Here is a 19,882-nt window from a genome sequence, read left to right as displayed (position 1 = left end):
TCCCTCTCAGGGTTGTAAGTCTTAGGGGTCTGATACGGGGGTCCTGGGGCCGGCCGGAGGTTCCTCACCAGGGCCTCCGGCCGGACTCCCGTCAGACCTCTTCGACGCTGCTCGGCTCGCGCCGGGACAGGTCGATGCCGAGCTCCTCCGCCGCGCGGAAGACGTCCTCGTCGGTGTCACGCATTTCGATGGACATACCGTCGCTGGACAGCACCTCCACGTTCAGGCAGAGAGACTGCATCTCCTTGATGAGCACCTTGAAGGACTCGGGGATGCCGGGCTCGGGGATGTTCTCGCCCTTGACGATGGCCTCGTAGACCTTTACGCGGCCGGTGACGTCGTCGGACTTGATGGTCAGCAGCTCCTGGAGGGCGTACGCGGCGCCGTATGCCTCCAGCGCCCACACCTCCATCTCACCGAAGCGCTGGCCACCGAACTGGGCCTTACCACCCAGCGGCTGCTGGGTGATCATCGAGTACGGACCGGTCGAGCGGGCGTGCAGCTTGTCGTCGACCAGGTGGTGCAGCTTGAGGATGTACATGTACCCGATCGAGATCGGGTCCGGGAACGGCTCACCGGAGCGGCCGTCGAACAGCCTCGCCTTACCGGTCGGCTGCACCATGCGCTCGCCGTCCCGGTTCGGGATGGTGTGCTGGAGCAGACCGGCCAGCTCGTCCTCGCGGGCACCGTCGAAGACCGGGGTCGCGACGTTGGTGCCCGGGGCGACGGAGTCGGCGCCGATCACCTGGAGGCGCTGCGCCCAGTCCTCGGCGAGACCGGAGACGTCCCAGCCGCGGCTGGCGAGCCAGCCGAGATGGATCTCCAGGACCTGTCCCGGGTTCATTCGGGACGGGACACCGAGCGGGTTGAGGATGATGTCGACCGGGGTCCCGTCCTCGAGGAACGGCATGTCCTCGATGGGCAGGATCTTGGAGATGACACCCTTGTTGCCGTGCCGGCCGGCGAGCTTGTCACCGTCGGTGATCTTGCGCTTCTGCGCCACGTACACGCGCACCAGCTGGTTCACACCGGGGGGAAGCTCGTCGCCCTCCTCGCGGTCGAAGACGCGGACGCCGATGACCTTGCCGATCTCGCCGTGCGGGACCTTCAGCGAGGTGTCACGGACCTCACGGGCCTTCTCACCGAAGATCGCGCGCAGCAGGCGCTCCTCCGGCGTCAGCTCGGTCTCACCCTTGGGCGTGACCTTGCCGACGAGGATGTCGCCGGCGACGACCTCGGCGCCGATACGGATGATGCCGCGCTCGTCGAGGTCGGCGAGGACCTCCTCGGAGACGTTCGGGATGTCCCGGGTGATCTCCTCGGGGCCGAGCTTGGTGTCACGGGCGTCGACCTCGTGCTCCTCGATGTGGATCGAGGAGAGGACGTCGTCCTGCACGAGGCGCTGCGACAGGATGATCGCGTCCTCGTAGTTGTGACCCTCCCACGGCATGAACGCCACGAGCAGGTTCTTGCCCAGCGCCATCTCGCCGTTCTCGGTGGCCGGACCGTCGGCCAGGACCTGGCCCTCGATGATCCGGTCGCCCTCGTTGACGATGACCTTCTGGTTGACCGAGGTGCCCTGGTTGGAGCGGGCGAACTTGGCCAGGCGGTACGTGATGTACGTGCCGTCGTCGTTGGCGGTGGTGATGTAGTCCGCGGAGACCTCCTGGACCACACCCGCCTTCTCGGCCTTGACCACGTCACCGGCGTCGACGGCGGAGCGGTACTCCATGCCGGTGCCGACGAGCGGGGCCTCGGACTTGATCAGCGGCACGGCCTGACGCATCATGTTCGCGCCCATGAGGGCACGGTTGGCGTCGTCGTGCTCGAGGAACGGGATCATGGCGGTCGCGACCGACACCATCTGGCGCGGCGAGACGTCCATGTAGTCGACGTCGTCACCGGGGACGTAGTCGACCTCGCCGCCACGACGGCGGACCAGGACCCGGGACTCCTCGAACCGCATGTCGTCGTTGAGCGTGGCGTTGGCCTGCGCGATGACGAAGCGGTCCTCCTCGTCGGCCGTGAGGTAGTCCACCTCGTCGGTGACCTGACCGTTGACGACCTTGCGGTACGGCGTCTCCACGAAACCGAACGCGTTGACGCGGCCGTAGGAGGCGAGCGAACCGATCAGACCGATGTTCGGGCCTTCGGGCGTCTCGATCGGGCACATGCGGCCGTAGTGCGAGGGGTGCACGTCACGGACCTCGAAGCCGGCCCGCTCACGGGAGAGACCACCCGGGCCAAGAGCCGACAGACGGCGCTTGTGGGTGAGACCCGACAGCGGGTTGTTCTGGTCCATGAACTGCGACAGCTGGCTGGTGCCGAAGAACTCCTTGATGGAGGCGACGACCGGCCGGATGTTGATCAGGGTCTGCGGCGTGATCGCCTCGACGTCCTGGGTCGTCATGCGCTCGCGGACGACGCGCTCCATACGAGCCAGACCCGTGCGGACCTGGTTCTGGATGAGCTCGCCGACGCTGCGCAGACGACGGTTGCCGAAGTGGTCGATGTCGTCGGTCTCGACGACGATGTTCGTGCCGCTGTCGCCGACCGTCTCGGTCTCGCCCGCGTGCAGCTTCACCAGGTACTTGATCGTCGAGATGATGTCCTCGACGGTCAGGATGCCCGCGTCGAGCGGAGCCTCCGCACCCAGCTTCTTGTTGACCTTGTAGCGGCCGACCTTGGCGAGGTCGTAGCGCTTCGGGTTGAAGTACAGGTTCTCAAGAAGCGTCTGCGCGGCCTCACGCGTGGGGGGCTCGCCCGGACGCAGCTTGCGGTAGATGTCGAGCAGCGCGTCGTCCTGGCCCTGGGTGTGGTCCTTCTCCAGGGTGGCGCGCATCGACTCGTACTCGCCGAACTCCTCCAGGATCTGCTCGGTGGTCCAGCCGAGAGCCTTCAGGAGCACGGTGACGGACTGCTTGCGCTTGCGGTCGATGCGGACACCGACCATGTCGCGCTTGTCGATCTCCATCTCCAGCCAGGCACCCCGGGACGGGATGATCTTGGCCGAGAAGATGTCCTTGTCGGACGTCTTGTCGATGGAGGAGTCGAAGTAGACGCCCGGCGAGCGGACCAGCTGCGACACCACGACACGCTCGGTGCCGTTGATGACGAAGGTGCCCTTGTGGGTCATGAGCGGGAAGTCGCCCATGAAGACCGTCTGGGACTTGATCTCGCCGGTCTCGTTGTTGGTGAACTCGGCCGTCACGAAGAGCGGGGCCGCGTACGTGAAGTCGCGGTCCTTGCACTCGTCGATGCTGTTCTTCGGCGGCTCGAAACGGTGGTCGCGGAACGTCAGCGACATCGACCCGGAGAAGTCCTCGATCGGGGAGATCTCCTCGAAGATCTCCTCCAGACCGGACTTGGTGGGGACGTCCTGACCGGACTCCAGAGCCTCCTCGACCCGACTCTGCCAGGCGGTGTTCCCGAGCAGCCAGTCAAAGCTCTCGGTCTGCAGCGCGAGCAGGTTGGGAACCTCGAGAGGCTCCTTGATCTTTGCAAAAGAGATGCGCAGCGGGGCGGTGCTGGCGGCGTTGTTCGTATTCGCGGTCGAGGCAGTGCGCGAGGCGGCCAAGAGGGGGTCCTTCCGAGGGCTCGGACTCACTACGCGCTCCCCGGGCCCTCCTCCGCGGCACAGAGGACAGGTCTCTCCGATTTGGCCAAAAGGCCAGGTCGAAGATGATCCGGTCGTCGATGCTGAGGCGAGGGCAGACCCCTGGTGACGGGCAGGGGACAGCTAACAGGCAGCGCAAAGGGTCAGTGTAGCCACTTGGCGCACTGATGTCCAGCCCTGCTTTTCTGCCCAGTCTTCAAAAACTCTCGCTGCCCTCAACGTCCTCGGCATGGTGCCCTCAACGCACGTTGATACTGCCCTCTTCGTCGCCGATCCATGCCTCGGATTCGGACCGTTCTGGCGACGCGTCCTGAGAATTGCGCGCTGCGTGCGGTTCGTCAAGGCCCCCCTGCCGGAACCGTAGGTTCCGGGAGACACGACGAAGATCACCATACCCCTCGCCCTCGAGGCCGCAAGGCAACCGTGAGCGCGCCTCCAGGAACGCCGAAGAGCGACCACCCGGATGGATGATCGCTCTTCGGTGCTTGCGCGTTACAGGTCCAGCGGGACCTGTGAGGTGTTACTTGACCTCGACCGAGGCGCCGGCGCCCTTGAGGGACTCGGCGGCCTTCTCGGCGGCCTCCTTGGCGACCTTCTCGAGAACGGGCTTCGGGGCGCCGTCCACGAGGTCCTTGGCCTCCTTCAGACCCAGGGAGGTCAGCTCACGCACGACCTTGATGACCTGGATCTTCTTGTCGCCGGCACCCGTGAGGATGACGTCGAACTCGTCCTGCTCCTCAGCGGCCTCGGCACCACCGGCGGCACCGCCGGCGGCGGGGGCGGCCACGGCGACCGCGGCGGCGGCGGTGACGTCGAACTTCTCCTCGAAGGCCTTCACGAACTCGGAGAGCTCGATGAGGGTCATCTCCTCGAACTGCGCGAGCAGGTCTTCCTGGCTGAGCTTCGCCATGAGGGCGATCCTTCCACTAATTCGGCTGGTGCCGGATGTACATGTCTGGCGGGCGTACGTTCGGCCCGCTACGACCGCTTCCTGGGGCGGGCTGCCTCAGGCGGCGGTCATGATGCGAGCCGAGTTACTCGGCACCGCCCTGTTCGCCCTGCTTGGCACGGAGCGCGTCCACGGTGCGGACGAGCTTCGACGGGAGCGCCTGGAAGACCTGAGCAGCCTGAGTCTGCTTGCCCTTGAAGGCACCCGCCAGCTTGGCGAGCAGAACCTCGCGGGACTCGAGGTCCGCAAGCTTCTTGATCTCGTCGGCGGACAGCGCCTTGCCGTCAAGGACACCGCCCTTGATGACGAGGTTCGGGTTGTCCTTGGCGAAGTCACGAAGACCCTTCGCCGACGTCACCGGGTCACCGGTGATGAAGGCAACCGCCGTCGGACCGTTGAACAGGTCGTCGAGCGTCGAGATCCCGGCCTCGTTGGCCGCGATCTTGGTCAGCGTGTTCTTCACCACGGCGTACTGGGCGTCTTCACCGAGCGAACGACGCAGCGTCTTGAGCTGCGCCACGGTGAGACCCCGGTACTCGGTCAGCACGGCGGCGTTCGAGCTGCGGAACTGCTCCGTCAGCTCGGCTACCGCGGCAGCCTTGTCGGGCCTTGCCATAGAGCGTCGGCCTCCTTCCGGGTGATGAGGACCGCTCAGAAGGGGCTGCACAAAACGAAACGCCCCGGCGCAGGCGCACGGGGCGTAGCTCGACCGCAGTCACATACACGAGGCACGTGTTCCGGGAGCACATCCACAGTCACCTGCGCGGGTCGTCCGCAGTCTTCAGCGGATCCTTCGGCCACCGCCCCCTCCAACGAGGACACGGCAACGACCAGCGGTCTTTGGCTTCTGTAGGAGCGTACGTGACCGGATCCCTGTCAAGCAAATCCGGTCCTCACGACGCTCAGCTGCTCTGGAGTTCCTTCATCATCGCGGCCAGGTCCGCGGTCTCCTTGGCGGGCGGCGCGGTGACGGTCACCGGCTTGTTGTAGTCGAGGAAGGTGAAGGTCATGTCGAACTTGCCCTTGTCGGCGTCGCCCTGCATGCGGAACTGCTTGGCGTGGTCCTCGCCGTCGACCCACATGTCCATCGTGAACTTGTCCAGGCCCAGCTTCTCGAGCTGCTCGGTGCTCTTCTCGCGCTGCTCACGGACCGACTTGTCGGCGTCCTTGAAGGAGGCCTTGAGCTCGGCCAGCGTGACGTCGCCCGCGTAGTGGGTCGTCTCGACCCCGTCGACGGTCTCGGTGCCGACCTTCTTCACGTCCTTGGCGCCGTTGAGGAAGGAGGACATGGAGGCCGGGTTCTGGTCGGCCTGGCCGGCGCCGGACGCGGCCGCGCCGAGGTCCCCGTCCTTGCCGAGCGAGGACAGGTCGAACTTCATCCACTTCTTGCCGTCCATCTCCTTGGCCATCTCGGCGTTGCCGCCGATGTACATGGCCTTGTCGACGAGGCGGATCTCCGCGGAGCCCTGGCCGGCCGCGGTCATCTTCATGCTCATCGCGATGTCGGGCTTGGTGCGCATGGCGGCCTCGGCCTGGACCTTGCCCTGGCCGGGCATCTCGCCCTTCATGCGGTAGTGGAAGGAGGTGATGTCCTCCGTGTTCTTCGCCGCCTTGGCGACCGCCGCCGCGGGGGTCATCTTCGGCGATTCCTCGCCCCCCTTGGAACAGCTCACCGCACCCGCGGCGAGCGCCACGGCGGCGAGGCCGGCGCCCATGACACGGCGGTGCGCGGAACGTCGTACAGAAGTAGCCATTGATTCCCCCCAAGGAACACATGGTCGATTCACAGCAAGACCGCGAGCTTAACCGAGAGGGACGGGAGCGGTCCCTGAATTCCTGGGGGCTCAGGAGGAGTTGGTGCCCGACTGTGACAGGAGGGTCTTGAAGTCCGTCGTGTCGGCGGCCGGCGGCTTCTGTACGGCCACCTTGACGCCGTAGTCGCCGTAGTGGGCGGTCTGGGTCACCCTGCCGTTCGCCGTGCTGGTCTTCTCGACCTTCTTGACCAGCAGGTTCTTCTCGTTGATCCAGATGTCGACGGTCTCCGCGGTGACGTCGGCGGCCTGCAGGCGCTGCCGGAGCTCGCTGTCGGTGACGTCCTGGACGTCCACGGTGCCGGCGTAGTGCGTGGTCCTCTGGCCGTCCACGGTCTCCTGGCCGAGCTCGCGCACGTCGTCGGAGTCCAGCAGCAGCCGCACCGACTGGCCGGGGGTGGTGGAGCGCATCTGGTCGGCGAGGTCGGCGCCCCCGCCGAGGGTCTTCAGGTCGTCGTAGGCGTACCTGAGCCAGTGCTTGCCGCCGGTCTTGGCGGCGAAGGTGTCGCCCATGCGCGCGTAGTAGGCGTCGGAGAGGTAGCGGGCCTCCATGGACGTGACGCCGAGGTCGCGCATCGTCTCGGCGGCGGTGCCGCCGGTGTAGTGGATGGTGAGGGCGCCGGAGAGGCCGTCGCGCCAGGCGAGGACGCCGTCGGCGGTGAGGGAGAGCTGGGTGCCCATCACGGTGGTGGACCTCACCCGGGCGCTCCGGGCCCGCTCGGTGGCGTGCTCGGCGCTGCGCAGGGCCGGGAGGGAGGCGGGGGCCGAGGCCGTGGGCGTCTCCTTGCCCGACCGGTCGGAGGAGCCGGAGGACGTACAGGCGGCGAGTCCCGCCAGTGCGGCGGCCGTGGTGAGCCAGACCGTCGTCCTCTTCATGCGTCCCCCTGGTGCAAGTGCCCTGCTCGCACGCTAACTCAGAGCACAGTCCCCGCACATGGGAACGGGCCCCGCACCTCGAAAGGTGTGGGGCCCGTGAACCTGCCGGTGGCTCAGACCGCGGCCGGGTCCTCCTCGACGAGGAGGTTGCGGGTGCGGTTGGAGTCCAGCGGAATGCCGGGGCCCATCGTGGTGCTGATGGCGGCCTTCTTGATGTAGCGGCCCTTGGCGGCGGACGGCTTCAGACGGAGGATCTCCTCCAGCGCGGCGCCGTAGTTCTCCACCAGCTTGGTGTCGTCGAACGACGTCTTGCCGATGATGAAGTGCAGGTTCGAGTGCTTGTCGACGCGGAACTCGATCTTGCCGCCCTTGATGTCGTTGACAGCCTTGGTGACATCGGGGGTGACGGTGCCGGTCTTGGGGTTCGGCATGAGACCACGGGGACCGAGCACGCGGCCGAGGCGGCCGACCTTGCCCATGAGGTCCGGGGTGGCGACGACGGCGTCGAAGTCCAGACGGCCCTTCGCCACCTCGTCGATGAGCTCGTCGGCGCCGACGATGTCGGCGCCCGCGGCACGAGCGGCCTCGGCACGGTCACCGGTCGCGAAGACCAGGACCCGGGCGGTCTTACCGGTGCCGTGCGGGAGGTTCACGGTGCCACGGACCATCTGGTCGGCCTTGCGCGGGTCGACACCCAGACGGAAGGCGACCTCGACGGTGCCGTCGAACTTGGACGTGGAGGTCTCCTTGGCGAGACGGACGGCCTCGAGCGGGGCGTACAGCTTCTCCCGGTCGATCTTCTCGTCCGCAGCGCGAAGGGCCTTGCTGCGCTTGCTCACAACTGCTCCTGTGTGTTCTGAAAGGAGTCGTGGTACGGGCCGAGCAGGCCCTGCCACTTCTGCTTGGTGTACGGGGGGGTGGGGCTCAGCCCTCGACCGTGACGCCCATGGAACGCGCGGTACCGGCGATGATCTTCGCGGCGGCGTCCAGGTCGTTGGCGTTGAGGTCGGGCATCTTGGTGGTGGCGATCTCGCGGACCTGCGCCTGGGTGATCTTGGCGACCTTGGTCTTGTGCGGCTCGCCGGAGCCCTTCTCCACACCCGCGGCCTTGAGGATCATCTTCGCGGCCGGCGGGGTCTTGGTGATGAAGGTGAAGGAGCGGTCCTCGTAGACCGTGATCTCCACCGGGATCACCCAGCCACGCTGCGACTCGGTGGCCGCGTTGTAGGCCTTGCAGAACTCCATGATGTTGACGCCGTGCTGACCCAGCGCGGGGCCGACCGGCGGAGCCGGGTTGGCGGCACCGGCCTGGATCTGGAGCTTGATGAGCCCCGTGACCTTCTTCTTCTTGGGAGGCATAGCTCTCCGGGTCCTTTCGATTCGGGTCCTGCCCGCGTACGGGGACCACCCGAACGCAGGCATACCGCACAACGATAGCGGGTATAGATGCGCGGCCAAAAACCGAGCAGGTCAGGCAAGCTAGGAACAGCCCGCCTGACCTGGTCGGAAGCCTTCTGCGAAGAACTAGTTCTTCTGGATCTGGTCGAAGCTCAGCTCGACCGGGGTCTCGCGGCCGAAGATCTCGACGAGGCCCTTGACCTTCTTCGAGTCGGCGTTGATCTCGTTGATCGTGGCCTGGAGCGTGGCGAAGGGGCCGTCGGTGACGGTGACCGAGTCGCCGACCTCGAAGTCCAGGACCTGGACCTCGACCTTGCGGGCCGGAGCCGGCTTGCCCTCGGCCTCGGCGGCCTCGCGGGCGGCCTTCTCCTCGGCCTCGGGGGCGAGCATCTTGACGATCTCGTCCAGGGTCAGCGGGTACGGGTCGTAGGCGTTGCCCACGAAGCCGGTGACGCCGGGGGTGTTGCGGACGACGCCCCAGGACTCGTTCGTCAGGTCCATGCGCACCAGCACGTAGCCGGGGAGTTTGTTCTGGCGAATGGTCTTGCGCTCGCCGTTCTTGATCTGCGCGACCTCTTCCTGCGGCACCTCGGCCTGGAAGATGAAGTCCTCGACGTTCAGCGAGACGGCACGCTGTTCGAGGTTGGTCTTCACGCGGTTCTCGTAACCGGCGTAGGTGTGGATGACGTACCACTCGCCGGGAAGGGTCCGCAGCTCCTCGCGCAGGGCGGCGACGGGGTCGACCGGCTCGGCCGGCTCCTCCTCGACGAGCTCTTCCTCGTCCTCGTCCTCGACGGCCTCGATGTCGCCGCCGGACTCGGTCTCGGACTCGTCCTCGGTGTGGAGCGCGGCTTCCTCGGCGGGCTCGCCCGCCTCGGCGTCGGCAGCCTCGACCTCGTCCAGGTCCTCGTCCGCGCCCTCGACGATGTCGAGCTCGTCGTCGACAGACTCGTCGGGCTCGATGGCGTCGTTCAGGTTCTGGTCAGACACGGTGGCTGCTTCTTCCTGGATACATGGGGTGGAACATGCGAAAAGGGGCGCCGGTAACCTCGGCGCCCTTCGCTCTGTGCTCAGCCGAATACGTACTTGGCGGCGTGGTTGAGTCCATAGTCAATCACGGTCACCAGGCCGATCATGACGAGGACGAAGACGATCACCACGGTCGTGTACGTCGTCAGTTGGTTCCGCGACGGCCATACGACCTTGCGGAGTTCTGCGACGATCTGCCGGTAGAAGGTCGCAAGACGCTTCAGCGGGCCCTTCTTGGCACGCTTGCCGCCCTTACGGGCCTTCTTCTTGGACTCCGGCACTTCGTCCTGGGCGCCAGGCGTGTCGATGGAGCCCACGGCATCCGCCATTCGTCCTCACCTGTTCCCGGGTCGTGGCCGTGCCGCGCCCGGTTGGAGCCGCACGGCGGTGCATTGCTGTACGTACATGCGCACACATCCTGGCGAAGGTGTGTGTAGCAGGGCCGGAGGGACTTGAACCCCCAACCGCCGGTTTTGGAGACCGGTGCTCTACCAATTGAGCTACGACCCTTTGTGTGTCCCCCAACGTACCGCATCCAACCGGGTGCTCGGTGTGCACCTGGGCGGGCGGCTGCTGAAGGCCAACGAGGTGAGAGTGTACGTGGTCCACGGCCCCTCGTCGAACAGAAAGCGCCCGTAGGGGCCTTGGGGACGCAAGATCGCCCAGCGTGCGGGGCGAATCCGGACGGTTGTTCAGCGGTTGTTCAGTCCGTGAAACCCGTGTGCCGGGGAAGTTTCCGGTCTGGAACGATGGGCCCCATGAGCGCTGCAACCCCTCCCACCGAGCGCCGGGTCTCCGCCCGAGTCGGCGCGATCTCCGAGTCCGCCACCCTCGCCGTGGACGCCAAGGCCAAGGCCCTCAAGGCCGCAGGTCGTCCGGTGATCGGCTTCGGCGCCGGTGAGCCCGACTTCCCGACCCCGGACTACATCGTCCAGGCCGCGATCGAGGCCTGCTCGAACCCGAAGTACCACCGCTACACGCCGGCCGGCGGCCTCCCCGAGCTGAAGGCCGCGATCGCCGCCAAGACGCTGCGCGACTCCGGCTACGAGGTCGACGCGTCCCAGATCCTCGTCACCAACGGCGGCAAGCAGGCGATCTACGAGGCGTTCGCCGCGATCCTCGACCCGGGCGACGAGGTCATCGTCCCGGCGCCGTACTGGACGACGTACCCGGAGTCGATCCGGCTGGCCGGCGGTGTCCCGGTGGAGGTGGTCGCCGACGAGACGACCGGCTACCGGGTCTCCGTCGAGCAGTTGGAGGCGGCCCGCACCGAGAAGACGAAGGTCGTCCTCTTCGTCTCCCCCTCCAACCCGACCGGTGCCGTCTACAGCCAGGCCGACGCCGAGGCGATCGGCCGCTGGGCCGTCGAGCACGGCCTGTGGGTGCTGACCGACGAGATCTACGAGCACCTCGTCTACGGCGACGCGAAGTTCACCTCGCTGCCCGCGCTCGTGCCCGAGCTGCGCGACAAGTGCGTCGTGGTCAACGGTGTCGCGAAGACGTACGCCATGACGGGCTGGCGGGTGGGCTGGATCATCGGCCCGAAGGACGTCGTCAAGGCCGCGACCAACCTCCAGTCGCACGCCACGTCCAACGTGTCGAACGTCGCCCAGGTCGCCGCCCTCGCCGCGGTCTCCGGGAACCTGGACGCGGTGGCGGAGATGCGCACCGCCTTCGACCGCCGCCGCAAGACGATCGTCCGCATGCTCAACGAGATCGACGGCGTGCTCTGCCCCGAGCCCGAGGGCGCCTTCTACGCCTACCCCTCCGTCAAGGACCTCCTCGGCAAGGAGATCCGCGGCAAGCGCCCGCAGGACACCGTCGAGCTGGCCGCGCTGATCCTGGAGGAGGCCGAGGTCGCGGTCGTCCCCGGCGAGGCCTTCGGCACGCCGGGCTACCTGCGGCTGTCGTACGCGCTGGGTGACGAGGATCTCGTCGAGGGCGTCAGCCGGATCCAGAAGCTGCTGGCGGAGGCGCGCGACTGAGGTCGCCGTACCGCAAGCACCGGAAGCACCCCCTCCCGTGAGGGGGTGCTTTTTCTGTGCGAGCAAGACCACTAAAGGGGAAAGTGGTACCGGGACGGCAGTGGCGTACGGCAGGATTCCGGAATGGAGCGTGTACGTGATGTCTCTGAGCTGCCGAAAGCCCATCTGCATCTGCACTTCACCGGCTCGATGCGCCCGGGGACGGTTCTGGAACTGGCCGACAAGTACGGTGTACGACTGCCCGAGGCGCTGGTCGACGCGCTGACCAGCGGGGAGCCGCCGAGGCTGCGGGCGACGGACGAGCGGGGCTGGTTCCGGTTCCAGCGGCTGTACGACGCCGCGCGCTCGTGTCTCAGGGAGCCCGACGACATCCGCCGACTGGTGCGGGAGGCCGCCGAGGAGGACGTGCGCGACGGTTCGGGGTGGCTGGAGATCCAGGTCGACCCGACGTCGTACGCGCCCCGGCTCGGTGGGCTGATCCCGGCGCTGGAGATCATCCTGGACGCGGTGGAGACGACCTCGCGCGAGACGGGGCTCGGGATGCGGGTGCTGGTGGCCGCGAACCGGATGAAGCACCCTCTGGACGCGCGCACCCTGGCCCGGCTCGCGGTGCGGTACGCGGACAAGGGCGTGGTCGGCTTCGGACTCTCCAACGACGAACGCCGGGGCATGGCGCGGGACTTCGACCGGGCCTTCAACATCGCGCGTGAGGGGGGGCTGCTGTCGGCGCCGCACGGCGGTGAGCTGGCCGGACCGTCGTCGGTACGGGACTGTCTCGACGACCTGGACGCGAACCGCATCGGGCACGGGGTCCGCGCGGCCGACGACCCTCGGCTGCTGAAGCGGCTGGCGGACCGGCAGGTGACGTGCGAGGTGTGCCCGGCCTCGAACGTGGCCCTCGGCGTGTACGAGAAGCATGAGGACGTGCCGCTGCGGAAGCTCTTCGAGGCGGGGGTGCCGATGGCGCTGGGCGCCGACGACCCGCTGCTGTTCGGGTCCCGGCTGGCCGCGCAGTACGAGATCGCCCGGCGGTATCACGGCTTCACGGACGCGGAGCTCGCGGAGCTGGCCCGGCAGTCGGTACGGGCCTCGGCGGCCCCGGAGGACGTGAAGACCAAGCTGTTGTCGGGCGTGGACGACTGGCTCAACGGCCCGGTCTCCTGACGCCTGGCCTCCTGAAGTGGACGTAGGGCGGATGGGGCTTGAAGCAGATGAGGATCTCGTCGGGGTGTCCGCCGCGGGGCCTGTCCTTCAGCCAGATGCCCGTCATCATCGCCGAGCGTCCTTCGGTGACGCCCTTCTGCCGCGGTCCCCAGCCGGCCGCGTAGGAGAGGTTCACAGCCGTCAGGGCGAACGCGTCCCGGCTGCCGAAGAGGAAGACCGTACGCGCGTGCGTGGCGTGCCGCAGCTCGTCCCGGAAGTCCGCGTGCGTCTGTCGCTGCCGCCAGGCGTCGGCGTCTCTCCGGGTACGGGATTCGTCCGTCCCCACGGACAGGGGGGCGCCGGCCTTGAGCGCGCGCCGCAGCTCGGGCCACTTGCTGGGGCGTAGGCCGTACGAGTGGTGTGCGAGGACCAGGTCGACGCGCTCACCCCAGCCCTCGTCCGGCGGGACCCCGTCCCGTAGCGGTATGTGGACGATGGTGTGGCGCGAGTAGGCGGCGAAGGAGAACAGGCCGGCGAGCCGGTTCAGTCCTTCGTGGTCGCCGAGGAGCAGGCCGATCGGTTCCGGTGCGGTCAGCGAGGTGTGGCGCAGGGTGTGGCGGGGCTGGACGACGCGGTGTTCGTGGGGGCCGCTGCGGGGTCTGAACTCGGTGAGTCTCAGCCGCATGCGGGCGCCCAGGTCGTCATGGGTTCAGGGTGTCGGGCCCGGCGATTCCCCGGCAACCGAGATTCCGCCCAGCAGGGTCCGGGCCAGCCGGGCGGCGAAGTCGTCCACCGGGGGCCGGACGCCGTCCTGTGTGGCGTCGTACGCGAACGCGCGCTGCGCGCAGGCGCCGAGCAGCAGGGAGGCGGCGGCGAAGGTGTCGGCGTCGGGGGCCACGCGGCCGGTGGACTGCTCGGCGCGCAGGTAGGCGTCGAGCCACTCGATGGGCTTGTGCGGGCCGGACTCCAGCTCGCGCATCGCGTCGTCGTGGCGCCGTTTGAGCTGGGTCTCGGCGTACAGCGAGGCGGCGATCGGGAAGCTCTGCTCGTAGAAGAGGGCGGCCTGGCGGGCGATCTCGGTGAGGTTGTGCTCCAGGGTGTGACGGCCCGGTTCGGCGGCGAGGGCGTGCAGGAGCGGGGCGAGTCTCGGGAGGCGTTCCGTCAGGACGCGGATGAACACCTCCTCCTTGCTCTCGAAGTGCTTGTACAGCGCGGCCTCGGAACATCCGGCCGCCCTGGCGATCTCCTTGGTCGTGGTCCGCGCCAGCCCCACGGTGAGCATCAGCTCGTGGGCGGCGTCGAGGATGCGGACGCGGGCCGGGGCGGGCTTGGGCTCCATCGCTGGTTCGTCCCCTTGGGTCGGGCGGCGGGCTTGACGAGTGGGTGAGTGCTTACCCACCCTAGAGGAAAGCAGGGTGAGTGAATACTCACCCACCCCTCTTCATGTGTGGGAGTGCCCATGAGACTGACCGTTTTCGGCGCCACCGGGGGCATAGGGCGGGAGCTGGTTCGACAGGGCCTCGCGGCGGGACACGAGGTCACGGCGGTCGTACGGGACCCTGCCCGGCTGACCGTCACGGGTGAGCGGCTGGAGGTGGTCCGTGCCGATCTCACCGACCCGGAGGTGCTCCGGCCCGCCGTGGCCGGGCGGGACGCGGTGCTGTCCGGGCTCGGTCCGCGTGCCCGCAAGGACGCCGGGATCGCGGCACGGCTGACCCGGGTCCTGCTGGCCGCGATGGAGGCGGAGCAGGTGCGGCGGGTGCTGGTGGTCAGCGCGGGGCCGGTCGGGCCGCCGCCGGTGCCCGAAGGGGTCCTGGACCGGTGGATGCGGGGGCTCGTGTCCGCCGTGCTGAAGGACGTCTACGCCGACCTGAGCGAGATGGAGGCGGAGTTGGCGGCGAGCGGTACGGACTGGACGGCCGTACGTCCGCCGCGCCTTCAGGACAAGCCGGTGACCGGCGTGTACCGGGTGGTGACCGGCGGGTTCCCGGCACGGGGCCGGTTCATCTCGCGGGCGGACGTGGCGCACGCGATGTTGGGGATGGTCGGGGACGCGGGGGTGGTGAAGCAGGGGGTGGGAGTGGCCTACTGAGCCTTTCGGGCCCGGTCGGCTACAGGCTTACGCCCACCGTCACCGGCTCGTTGACCAACGTGATCCCGAACGTGTCCCGTACGCCCGCCACGACCTCTCGGGCCAGGACGAGCAGGTCCTCCGTGGTGGCGTGGCCCCGGTTGGTCAGGGCCAGGGTGTGCTTGGTGGAGATGCGGGCCGGGCCCGTGCCGTAGCCCTTGGTGAAGCCTGCCTTGTCGATGAGCCAGGCCGCGGAGGTCTTGGTGTGACCCTCGCCCGCGGGGAAGGCGGGGGGCTCGGCGTCCTCGCCGAGGTGCTGCTTCACGCGCGCGTGGAACTCCGCGAACTGGGCGGCCGTGAGGATCGGGTTGGTGAAGAAGGAGCCCGCCGACCAGGTGTCGTGGTCGTCGGGGTCCAGGACCATACCTTTGCCGGCGCGCAGCTTCAGGACGGTCGCGCGGGCGTCGGTGAGGGGAACGCGGTCGCCGGGTTCCACGCCCAGGGCGCGGGCGGTCTCGGCGTACTTGATCGGCGCGGAGAGGCCGTCGGCGTCCTCCAGCTCGAAGTGGACGCGCAGGACGACGTAGCGGGCGGGGTCTTCCTTGAAGCGGCTGTGGCGGTAGGAGAAGGCGCAGTCGTCGTTGGTGAGGGTGACGGTCTCGCCGTCGCGGCGGTCGTAGGCGATGACCTCGGTGATGGTGGAGGACACCTCCTGGCCGTAGGCGCCTACGTTCTGGATGGGGGTCGCGCCCGCGCTGCCGGGAATGCCGGCGAGGCACTCGATCCCGGCGAGCCCGGCGTCCACGGTGCGGGCGACGGCGTCGCTCCACACTTCGCCGGCGGCGAGGGCGAGGTGGGTGCCGGTGAGCTCGTAGCCCTTGGTGGCGACGACGAGCGCGGTGCCCTCGAAGCCCTTGTCCCCGATGACGAGGTTGGACCCGCCGCCGATGACCAGCAGCGGCGTGCCGGCGGCGTCGGCCTCACGGACGACCTCGATCACCTCGGCGTCGGTCGTCGCCGTGACGAGCCGGGTGGCGGGGCCGCCGAGGCGGAAGGTGGTCAGCGGGGCGAGGGGGGCGTCGTGTCGTTCCTGCACGCGGTACAGCCTACGGGGGCCTTCGGCGGTGGGGCGGGGGCGCCTGCGGGCGGTGCGGTTCGGTGGGGGTTTGTGCAGCGCGTGCGGTTAGGCCGTCATGGGCTGCACCGAGATGCGGTGGAACAAGCCTGCGACTAGTAAGGGGCGCCCCACCATGGAGGGCGCCCCTTACCTCGACAGCCGTATCCGGCGGTCAGGCCAGTCGAACGACCGCCCGCGACATCCCCAGCACCTTCTGGCCGGCACTGGTCGCCGTGAGGTCGACGCGCACGGTGTTGTCGTCGAGCTTGGCGGCGACCTTGCCGCTGACCTCGATCGTGGCGCCCTGGTCGTCGTTCGGGACGACGACGGGCTTGGTGAAGCGGACGCCGTACTCGACGACCGCGCCCGGGTCGCCGACCCAGTCGGTGACCACGCGGATCGCCTCGGCCATGGTGAACATGCCGTGCGCGATGACGTCCGGGAGACCCACCTCCTTGGCGAACTTCTCGTTCCAGTGGATGGGGTTGAAGTCCCCGGAGGCGCCCGCGTACTGGACGAGCGTGGCGCGGGTCACGGGAAAGGTCCCGGCCGGCAGCTCGGTGCCGACCTCGACGTCGTCGTATGCGATCTTCGCCGTCATCTTCTTCTCACGCCCCCTCGGCCGCGCGCGCGACGAGCTTGGTCCAGGCGGTCACGACGTGCTCGCCGGCCTCGTCGTGGACCTCGCCGCGAATGTCCACGATGTCGTTGCCCGCCATGGACTTGATCGCCTCGATGGTGGAGGTGACGGTCAGACGGTCACCGGCGCGCACGGGGCGGACGTAGGCGAACTTCTGGTCGCCGTGCACCACGCGGCTGTAGTCCAGGCCGAGCTGCGGGTCCTGCACGACCTGTCCCGCGGCCTTGAAGGTGATGGAGAACACGAAGGTCGGCGGGGCGACGACATCGGGGTGGCCGAGTGCCTTGGCGGCCTCCGGGTCCGTGTACGCGGGGTTGGTGTCCCCCACCGCCTCGGCGAACTCACGGATCTTCTCCCGGCCCACCTCATAGGGGTCGGTGGGCGGGTAGGTCCGCCCCACGAAGGACTGGTCGAGCGCCATGGGCCTCGGCACCTCCTGGTAGCTCTGCGCTGTTTTACTGACCGGTATCGGGTCTCTCAACGACGCGAGGCCGCCCCCGATCTCTCGGGGACGGCCTCGTGTACGAGCCTGATTTATCGCGTTTCGCGGTGCGCGGTGTGCGCGTTGCAACGCGGGCAGTGCTTCTTCATCTCCAGTCGGTCCGGGTTGTTACGCCGGTTCTTCTTGGTGATGTAGTTCCGCTCCTTGCACTCCACGCAGGCCAGCGTGATCTTCGGGCGGACGTCGGTGGCAGCCACAGGAGTGCTCCTTGACGAACGGATGGGACGATTAACGCATAGAAGAGTAGCCGATCGAAGGACCGACCCCACAATCGGCTACTGTCTGTAGCGGTGACCGGACTTGAACCGGTGACACAGCGATTATGAGCCGCTTGCTCTACCGACTGAGCTACACCGCTGTGATGCGATCCGTTCCCGCCTCGCGACGGGAACCTCACACACCAGAGCCCCAATACGGAATCGAACCGTAGACCTTCTCCTTACCATGGAGACGCTCTGCCGACTGAGCTATTGGGGCGAGCGATGAAGACATTACACGCTCCGCCGCCGTTCACCCAAATCCGTTTCGTGGCGCCCTGGGTGCCTTGATCGACGGGGTTCTCCGAGGCCTCGACAGCCCCTCCCGTACGGCGGGCCACACCGGTACGACTATTGCGCTCCTCCCCGTCACGGCCGCGCTGCCACCCTAGGCTCGACTCACTCTGCGTGATCTTTCGTCCCTTGCGCGGTTCCGGCGGCTCCGGGCTTGCGCAGCCCCGAGCCCCTGGAGCGCGATGCCCGACAGCCAGCCGCAGCCGCCCCACTCCTCGTCCTCGTCGGGTGCCGCGTCGTCGGGCCGCGCCGAGGGGGCCGGTGTCCTGCTGTGCGGGGCCCGGCTCACCGACGGCAGGACCGTGGACGTACGGCTGGGCGGCGGGCGCATCGAGGCAGTCGGTACGGCCGGGAGCCTGGCCGGGACCCCGGCCGGGGGCGGCACACGCGCGTGCGGTGCGCGCGTGGACCTCAGCGGCTACCTGCTCCTGCCGGCCCCGGCCGAGCCGCACGCCCACGGCGACACCGCGCTGTCGGCCGACGCCGAGGGGCCGGTCTCCCCCGACCCCCGGGACATCCAGCGCCGGGCCACGGAGGCCGCTCTCCTCCAGCTCGGGCACGGGGCGACCGCGCTGCGGGCACACGTGCGCGTGGGTGACGTCCAAGGGCTGGGCGCGCTGGCCGCCGTACTCCAGGCGCGGCGGTCGCTGCGCGGGCTCACCGAGCTGACGGCCGTGGCGATGCCCAGGGTGCTGACCGGGACGGCCGGGGCGGAGGGGCTCGCCATGGTGCGGGACGCGCTGAAGATGGGCGCGTCGGTGGTCGGCGGCTGTCCGGATCTCGACCCCGATCCGACCGGGTACGCGGAGGCGGTCCTGGAGGTCGCCTCGGAGCACGGCTGCCCCGTCGACCTGCACACCGACGCCACCGACCCGGCCCGGCTCGCCCGCCTCGCCGCCATGGCCGGGGGGCTGCGGCCCGGGGTGACCCTTGGCCCCTGCGCGGGCCTCGACCGGCTCCCCTCGGAGGTCGTCTCCCGCACCGCCGACCAACTCGCCGCGGCCGGGGTCGCCGTGGTGTGCCTGCCGCAGGGCGGCTGCGCGGGCGTGGACGGGCGGGGCACGGCTCCGGTACGGCTGCTGCGCGCGGCCGGGGTCCGGGTGGCCGCCGGCAGCGGCGCGCTGCGGGACGCCTGCAACCCGGTGGGCCGCGGGGACCCGCTGGAGGCCGCGTACCTGCTGGCCTCCCGGTACGGACTGCGGCCGGAGGACGCCTACGACGCGGTGAGCACGTCGGCGCGAGCCGTCCTCGGGTTGCCCGAAGTCCGCGTGGAGGCAGGCTTTCCGGCCGAGTTACTCGCGGTACGCGGCGACCGCCTGGCCGGCGCGCTGTCCCTGGCGTACAGCCGGATCGTGGTGCACCGGGGGCGCGTGGTGGCACGGACGAGCGCGGTGCGCGAGTACTGCAACTCTGCGGCGGCCGAGGAGTTGGGGTTGCCTCGGCAGGGGAGGGGGGACGTGTCGTAGGGGCCCCTTCTGACTCAGGGTGCTCCTCCGACACGGCGTTCGCGGGCGTTCCGGCGTACGGTCGAAGGCATGCGCATTGTCATCGCTGGTGGTCATGGTCAGATCGCGCTGCGGCTGGAGCGGCTGCTCGCCGCGCGCGGGGACGAGGTCGCGGGGATCATCCGCCGCCCGGAACAGGGCGACGACCTGCGGGACGCCGGTGCCGAACCGGTCCTGCTGGACCTGGAGTCGGCCTCGGTCGAAGAGGTCGCGGAGGCTCTGCGGGGCGCGGACGCTGCGGTCTTCGCGGCGGGCGCGGGCCCCGGTAGCGGCGCGTCCCGCAAGGAGACCGTGGACAAGGCCGCCGCGGTGCTGTTCGCGGACGCGGCGGTCCGGGCGGGCGTACGACGCTTCGTGATCGTGTCCTCCATGGGCGCGGACCCGGGGCACGAGGGCGACGAGATCTTCGACGCGTATCTGCGTGCCAAGGGCGAGGCCGACGCCCATGTGAGCGGCCTGGACGCCCTGGACTGGACGATCCTGCGTCCCGGCGCGCTCACGGACGACGCCGGCCAGGGCCTCGTCCGCCTGGAGGCGCACACCGGCCGTGGTCCGATCCCGCGCGACGACGTGGCCGCCGTACTGGCGGAGTTGCTGGACACGCCCGCGACGGCCGGGCTGACGCTGGAGCTGGTGAGCGGCTCCGTGCCGGTGTCGGTGGCGGTGAAGTCGGTGGCGGGCAACTGAGG

20 protein-coding genes and 3 tRNA genes are annotated in these 19,882 nt (G+C 68.8%); 5 read left to right on the top strand and 18 right to left on the bottom strand.

Going from position 1 to position 19,882, the window contains the following annotated elements; genetic code table 11:
* Positions 1-91: 91 nt before the first annotated feature.
* The 10 genes from rpoB to ABZ098_RS06860 all read right to left on the bottom strand — a co-directional run bounded on the left by rpoB (position 92) and on the right by ABZ098_RS06860 (position 10,189).
* Complete coding sequence (rpoB, locus tag ABZ098_RS06905) at positions 92-3,577, bottom strand: DNA-directed RNA polymerase subunit beta (protein ID WP_356588027.1); 3,486 nt, start codon at positions 3,575-3,577, stop codon at positions 92-94.
* 559 nt (positions 3,578-4,136) lie between these two features.
* Entirely contained in the window at positions 4,137-4,526 is a 390-nt protein-coding gene (gene rplL, locus ABZ098_RS06900) for a 50S ribosomal protein L7/L12 (RefSeq protein ID WP_062023368.1), read from the bottom strand.
* Between the two features lie 124 nt (positions 4,527-4,650).
* The gene (rplJ, locus tag ABZ098_RS06895; protein WP_356588025.1) at positions 4,651-5,181 is read right to left on the bottom strand and encodes a 50S ribosomal protein L10; all 531 of its coding nucleotides are present in this window, start codon (positions 5,179-5,181) and stop codon (positions 4,651-4,653) included.
* Between the two features lie 286 nt (positions 5,182-5,467).
* Entirely contained in the window at positions 5,468-6,319 is an 852-nt protein-coding gene (locus ABZ098_RS06890) for a DUF1396 domain-containing protein (protein ID WP_356588023.1), read from the bottom strand.
* Positions 6,320-6,409: 90 nt separating this feature from the next.
* On the bottom strand, positions 6,410-7,252 hold the full coding sequence (locus tag ABZ098_RS06885) for a hypothetical protein (protein ID WP_356588021.1): 843 nt from the start codon (positions 7,250-7,252) through the stop codon (positions 6,410-6,412).
* A 113-nt stretch (positions 7,253-7,365) separates the two neighbouring features.
* Positions 7,366-8,091, bottom strand: a complete 726-nt coding sequence (gene rplA, locus ABZ098_RS06880; RefSeq protein ID WP_356588019.1) for a 50S ribosomal protein L1 — start codon at positions 8,089-8,091, stop codon at positions 7,366-7,368.
* Between the two features lie 85 nt (positions 8,092-8,176).
* Entirely contained in the window at positions 8,177-8,611 is a 435-nt protein-coding gene (rplK, locus tag ABZ098_RS06875; RefSeq protein WP_007384044.1) for a 50S ribosomal protein L11, read from the bottom strand.
* Between the two features lie 165 nt (positions 8,612-8,776).
* Positions 8,777-9,640: a transcription termination/antitermination protein NusG gene (nusG, locus tag ABZ098_RS06870; RefSeq protein ID WP_356588017.1), complete on the bottom strand. Its 864-nt coding sequence runs from the start codon at positions 9,638-9,640 to the stop codon at positions 8,777-8,779.
* An 80-nt stretch (positions 9,641-9,720) separates the two neighbouring features.
* Complete coding sequence (gene secE / locus ABZ098_RS06865; protein WP_123991094.1) at positions 9,721-10,008, bottom strand: preprotein translocase subunit SecE; 288 nt, start codon at positions 10,006-10,008, stop codon at positions 9,721-9,723.
* Between the two features lie 108 nt (positions 10,009-10,116).
* A tRNA-Trp gene (locus ABZ098_RS06860) sits at positions 10,117-10,189 on the bottom strand.
* A gap of 248 nt (positions 10,190-10,437) precedes the next feature.
* On the opposite strand from ABZ098_RS06860, the gene ABZ098_RS06855 reads away from it, so the two are divergent.
* Both ABZ098_RS06855 and ABZ098_RS06850 read left to right on the top strand, forming a co-directional pair.
* On the top strand, positions 10,438-11,664 hold the full coding sequence (locus ABZ098_RS06855) for a pyridoxal phosphate-dependent aminotransferase (RefSeq protein WP_356588015.1): 1,227 nt from the start codon (positions 10,438-10,440) through the stop codon (positions 11,662-11,664).
* A 123-nt stretch (positions 11,665-11,787) separates the two neighbouring features.
* Positions 11,788-12,828, top strand: coding sequence for an adenosine deaminase (locus ABZ098_RS06850; protein WP_356588013.1), 1,041 nt, complete (start codon positions 11,788-11,790; stop codon positions 12,826-12,828).
* Here the strand turns inward: ABZ098_RS06850 and ABZ098_RS06845 are convergent.
* Both ABZ098_RS06845 and ABZ098_RS06840 read right to left on the bottom strand, forming a co-directional pair.
* Positions 12,809-13,492, bottom strand: coding sequence for a hypothetical protein (locus ABZ098_RS06845; RefSeq protein WP_356588011.1), 684 nt, complete (start codon positions 13,490-13,492; stop codon positions 12,809-12,811). The two genes, ABZ098_RS06850 and ABZ098_RS06845, sit on opposite strands and share 20 nt — an antisense overlap.
* A 24-nt stretch (positions 13,493-13,516) precedes the next feature.
* Positions 13,517-14,146 (bottom strand): helix-turn-helix domain-containing protein, encoded by a 630-nt coding sequence (locus ABZ098_RS06840; protein ID WP_356588009.1) that lies wholly within the window; start codon positions 14,144-14,146, stop codon positions 13,517-13,519.
* Between the two features lie 120 nt (positions 14,147-14,266).
* On the opposite strand from ABZ098_RS06840, the gene ABZ098_RS06835 reads away from it, so the two are divergent.
* A complete protein-coding gene (locus ABZ098_RS06835) occupies positions 14,267-14,899 on the top strand; it encodes an NAD(P)H-binding protein (RefSeq protein WP_356588007.1) in 633 nt (210 codons plus the stop codon).
* 19 nt (positions 14,900-14,918) lie between these two features.
* Here ABZ098_RS06835 and ABZ098_RS06830 read toward each other — a convergent pair whose 3' ends face one another.
* The 6 genes from ABZ098_RS06830 to ABZ098_RS06805 all read right to left on the bottom strand — a co-directional run bounded on the left by ABZ098_RS06830 (position 14,919) and on the right by ABZ098_RS06805 (position 17,614).
* Positions 14,919-15,974 carry a UDP-N-acetylmuramate dehydrogenase gene (locus ABZ098_RS06830; RefSeq protein ID WP_356588005.1) on the bottom strand — a complete coding sequence of 352 codons (1,056 nt, stop codon included), beginning with the start codon at positions 15,972-15,974 and terminating at the stop codon, positions 14,919-14,921.
* 193 nt (positions 15,975-16,167) lie between these two features.
* Positions 16,168-16,596 carry a MaoC family dehydratase gene (locus tag ABZ098_RS06825; RefSeq protein WP_356588003.1) on the bottom strand — a complete coding sequence of 143 codons (429 nt, stop codon included), beginning with the start codon at positions 16,594-16,596 and terminating at the stop codon, positions 16,168-16,170.
* 7 nt (positions 16,597-16,603) lie between these two features.
* Positions 16,604-17,056 (bottom strand): MaoC family dehydratase N-terminal domain-containing protein, encoded by a 453-nt coding sequence (locus ABZ098_RS06820; RefSeq protein WP_356588001.1) that lies wholly within the window; start codon positions 17,054-17,056, stop codon positions 16,604-16,606.
* 113 nt (positions 17,057-17,169) lie between these two features.
* On the bottom strand, positions 17,170-17,334 hold the full coding sequence (gene rpmG, locus ABZ098_RS06815; RefSeq protein ID WP_003948671.1) for a 50S ribosomal protein L33: 165 nt from the start codon (positions 17,332-17,334) through the stop codon (positions 17,170-17,172).
* An 88-nt stretch (positions 17,335-17,422) separates the two neighbouring features.
* Positions 17,423-17,495: transfer RNA gene (locus tag ABZ098_RS06810), tRNA-Met, on the bottom strand.
* A gap of 46 nt (positions 17,496-17,541) precedes the next feature.
* Positions 17,542-17,614, bottom strand: a tRNA-Thr gene (locus tag ABZ098_RS06805).
* Between the two features lie 256 nt (positions 17,615-17,870).
* Here ABZ098_RS06805 and ABZ098_RS06800 point away from each other — a divergent pair.
* Both ABZ098_RS06800 and ABZ098_RS06795 read left to right on the top strand, forming a co-directional pair.
* Positions 17,871-19,154 (top strand): amidohydrolase family protein, encoded by a 1,284-nt coding sequence (locus tag ABZ098_RS06800; RefSeq protein WP_356587999.1) that lies wholly within the window; start codon positions 17,871-17,873, stop codon positions 19,152-19,154.
* Positions 19,155-19,223: 69 nt separating this feature from the next.
* Positions 19,224-19,880, top strand: coding sequence for an NAD(P)H-binding protein (locus tag ABZ098_RS06795; RefSeq protein ID WP_356587997.1), 657 nt, complete (start codon positions 19,224-19,226; stop codon positions 19,878-19,880).
* The last annotated feature ends 2 nt before the right edge of the window (positions 19,881-19,882 follow it).

The sequence above is a fragment of the Streptomyces sp. NPDC006335 genome, assembly GCF_040612795.1.
GTDB lineage: Bacteria > Actinomycetota > Actinomycetes > Streptomycetales > Streptomycetaceae > Streptomyces.
This window is presented reverse-complemented; position numbering and strand designations above follow the sequence as displayed.

What these genes read in the sequence shown, in the direction of transcription:
- ABZ098_RS06835 (WP_356588007.1), top strand. Translation starts at nt 14,267, where the DNA reads ATGAGACTGACCGTTTTCGGCGCCACCGGGGGCATAGGGCGGGAGCTG.
- secE (WP_123991094.1), bottom strand. Translation starts at nt 10,008, where the DNA reads ATGGCGGATGCCGTGGGCTCCATCGACACGCCTGGCGCCCAGGACGAA.
- ABZ098_RS06840 (WP_356588009.1), bottom strand. Translation starts at nt 14,146, where the DNA reads ATGGAGCCCAAGCCCGCCCCGGCCCGCGTCCGCATCCTCGACGCCGCC.
- ABZ098_RS06795 (WP_356587997.1), top strand. Translation starts at nt 19,224, where the DNA reads ATGCGCATTGTCATCGCTGGTGGTCATGGTCAGATCGCGCTGCGGCTG.
- ABZ098_RS06845 (WP_356588011.1), bottom strand. Translation starts at nt 13,492, where the DNA reads ATGCGGCTGAGACTCACCGAGTTCAGACCCCGCAGCGGCCCCCACGAA.
- ABZ098_RS06855 (WP_356588015.1), top strand. Translation starts at nt 10,438, where the DNA reads ATGAGCGCTGCAACCCCTCCCACCGAGCGCCGGGTCTCCGCCCGAGTC.
- ABZ098_RS06820 (WP_356588001.1), bottom strand. Translation starts at nt 17,056, where the DNA reads ATGGCGCTCGACCAGTCCTTCGTGGGGCGGACCTACCCGCCCACCGAC.
- ABZ098_RS06825 (WP_356588003.1), bottom strand. Translation starts at nt 16,596, where the DNA reads ATGACGGCGAAGATCGCATACGACGACGTCGAGGTCGGCACCGAGCTG.
- ABZ098_RS06800 (WP_356587999.1), top strand. Translation starts at nt 17,871, where the DNA reads ATGCCCGACAGCCAGCCGCAGCCGCCCCACTCCTCGTCCTCGTCGGGT.
- ABZ098_RS06890 (WP_356588023.1), bottom strand. Translation starts at nt 6,319, where the DNA reads ATGGCTACTTCTGTACGACGTTCCGCGCACCGCCGTGTCATGGGCGCC.
- rplL (WP_062023368.1), bottom strand. Translation starts at nt 4,526, where the DNA reads ATGGCGAAGCTCAGCCAGGAAGACCTGCTCGCGCAGTTCGAGGAGATG.
- ABZ098_RS06850 (WP_356588013.1), top strand. Translation starts at nt 11,788, where the DNA reads ATGGAGCGTGTACGTGATGTCTCTGAGCTGCCGAAAGCCCATCTGCAT.
- rplJ (WP_356588025.1), bottom strand. Translation starts at nt 5,181, where the DNA reads ATGGCAAGGCCCGACAAGGCTGCCGCGGTAGCCGAGCTGACGGAGCAG.
- rplK (WP_007384044.1), bottom strand. Translation starts at nt 8,611, where the DNA reads ATGCCTCCCAAGAAGAAGAAGGTCACGGGGCTCATCAAGCTCCAGATC.
- ABZ098_RS06885 (WP_356588021.1), bottom strand. Translation starts at nt 7,252, where the DNA reads ATGAAGAGGACGACGGTCTGGCTCACCACGGCCGCCGCACTGGCGGGA.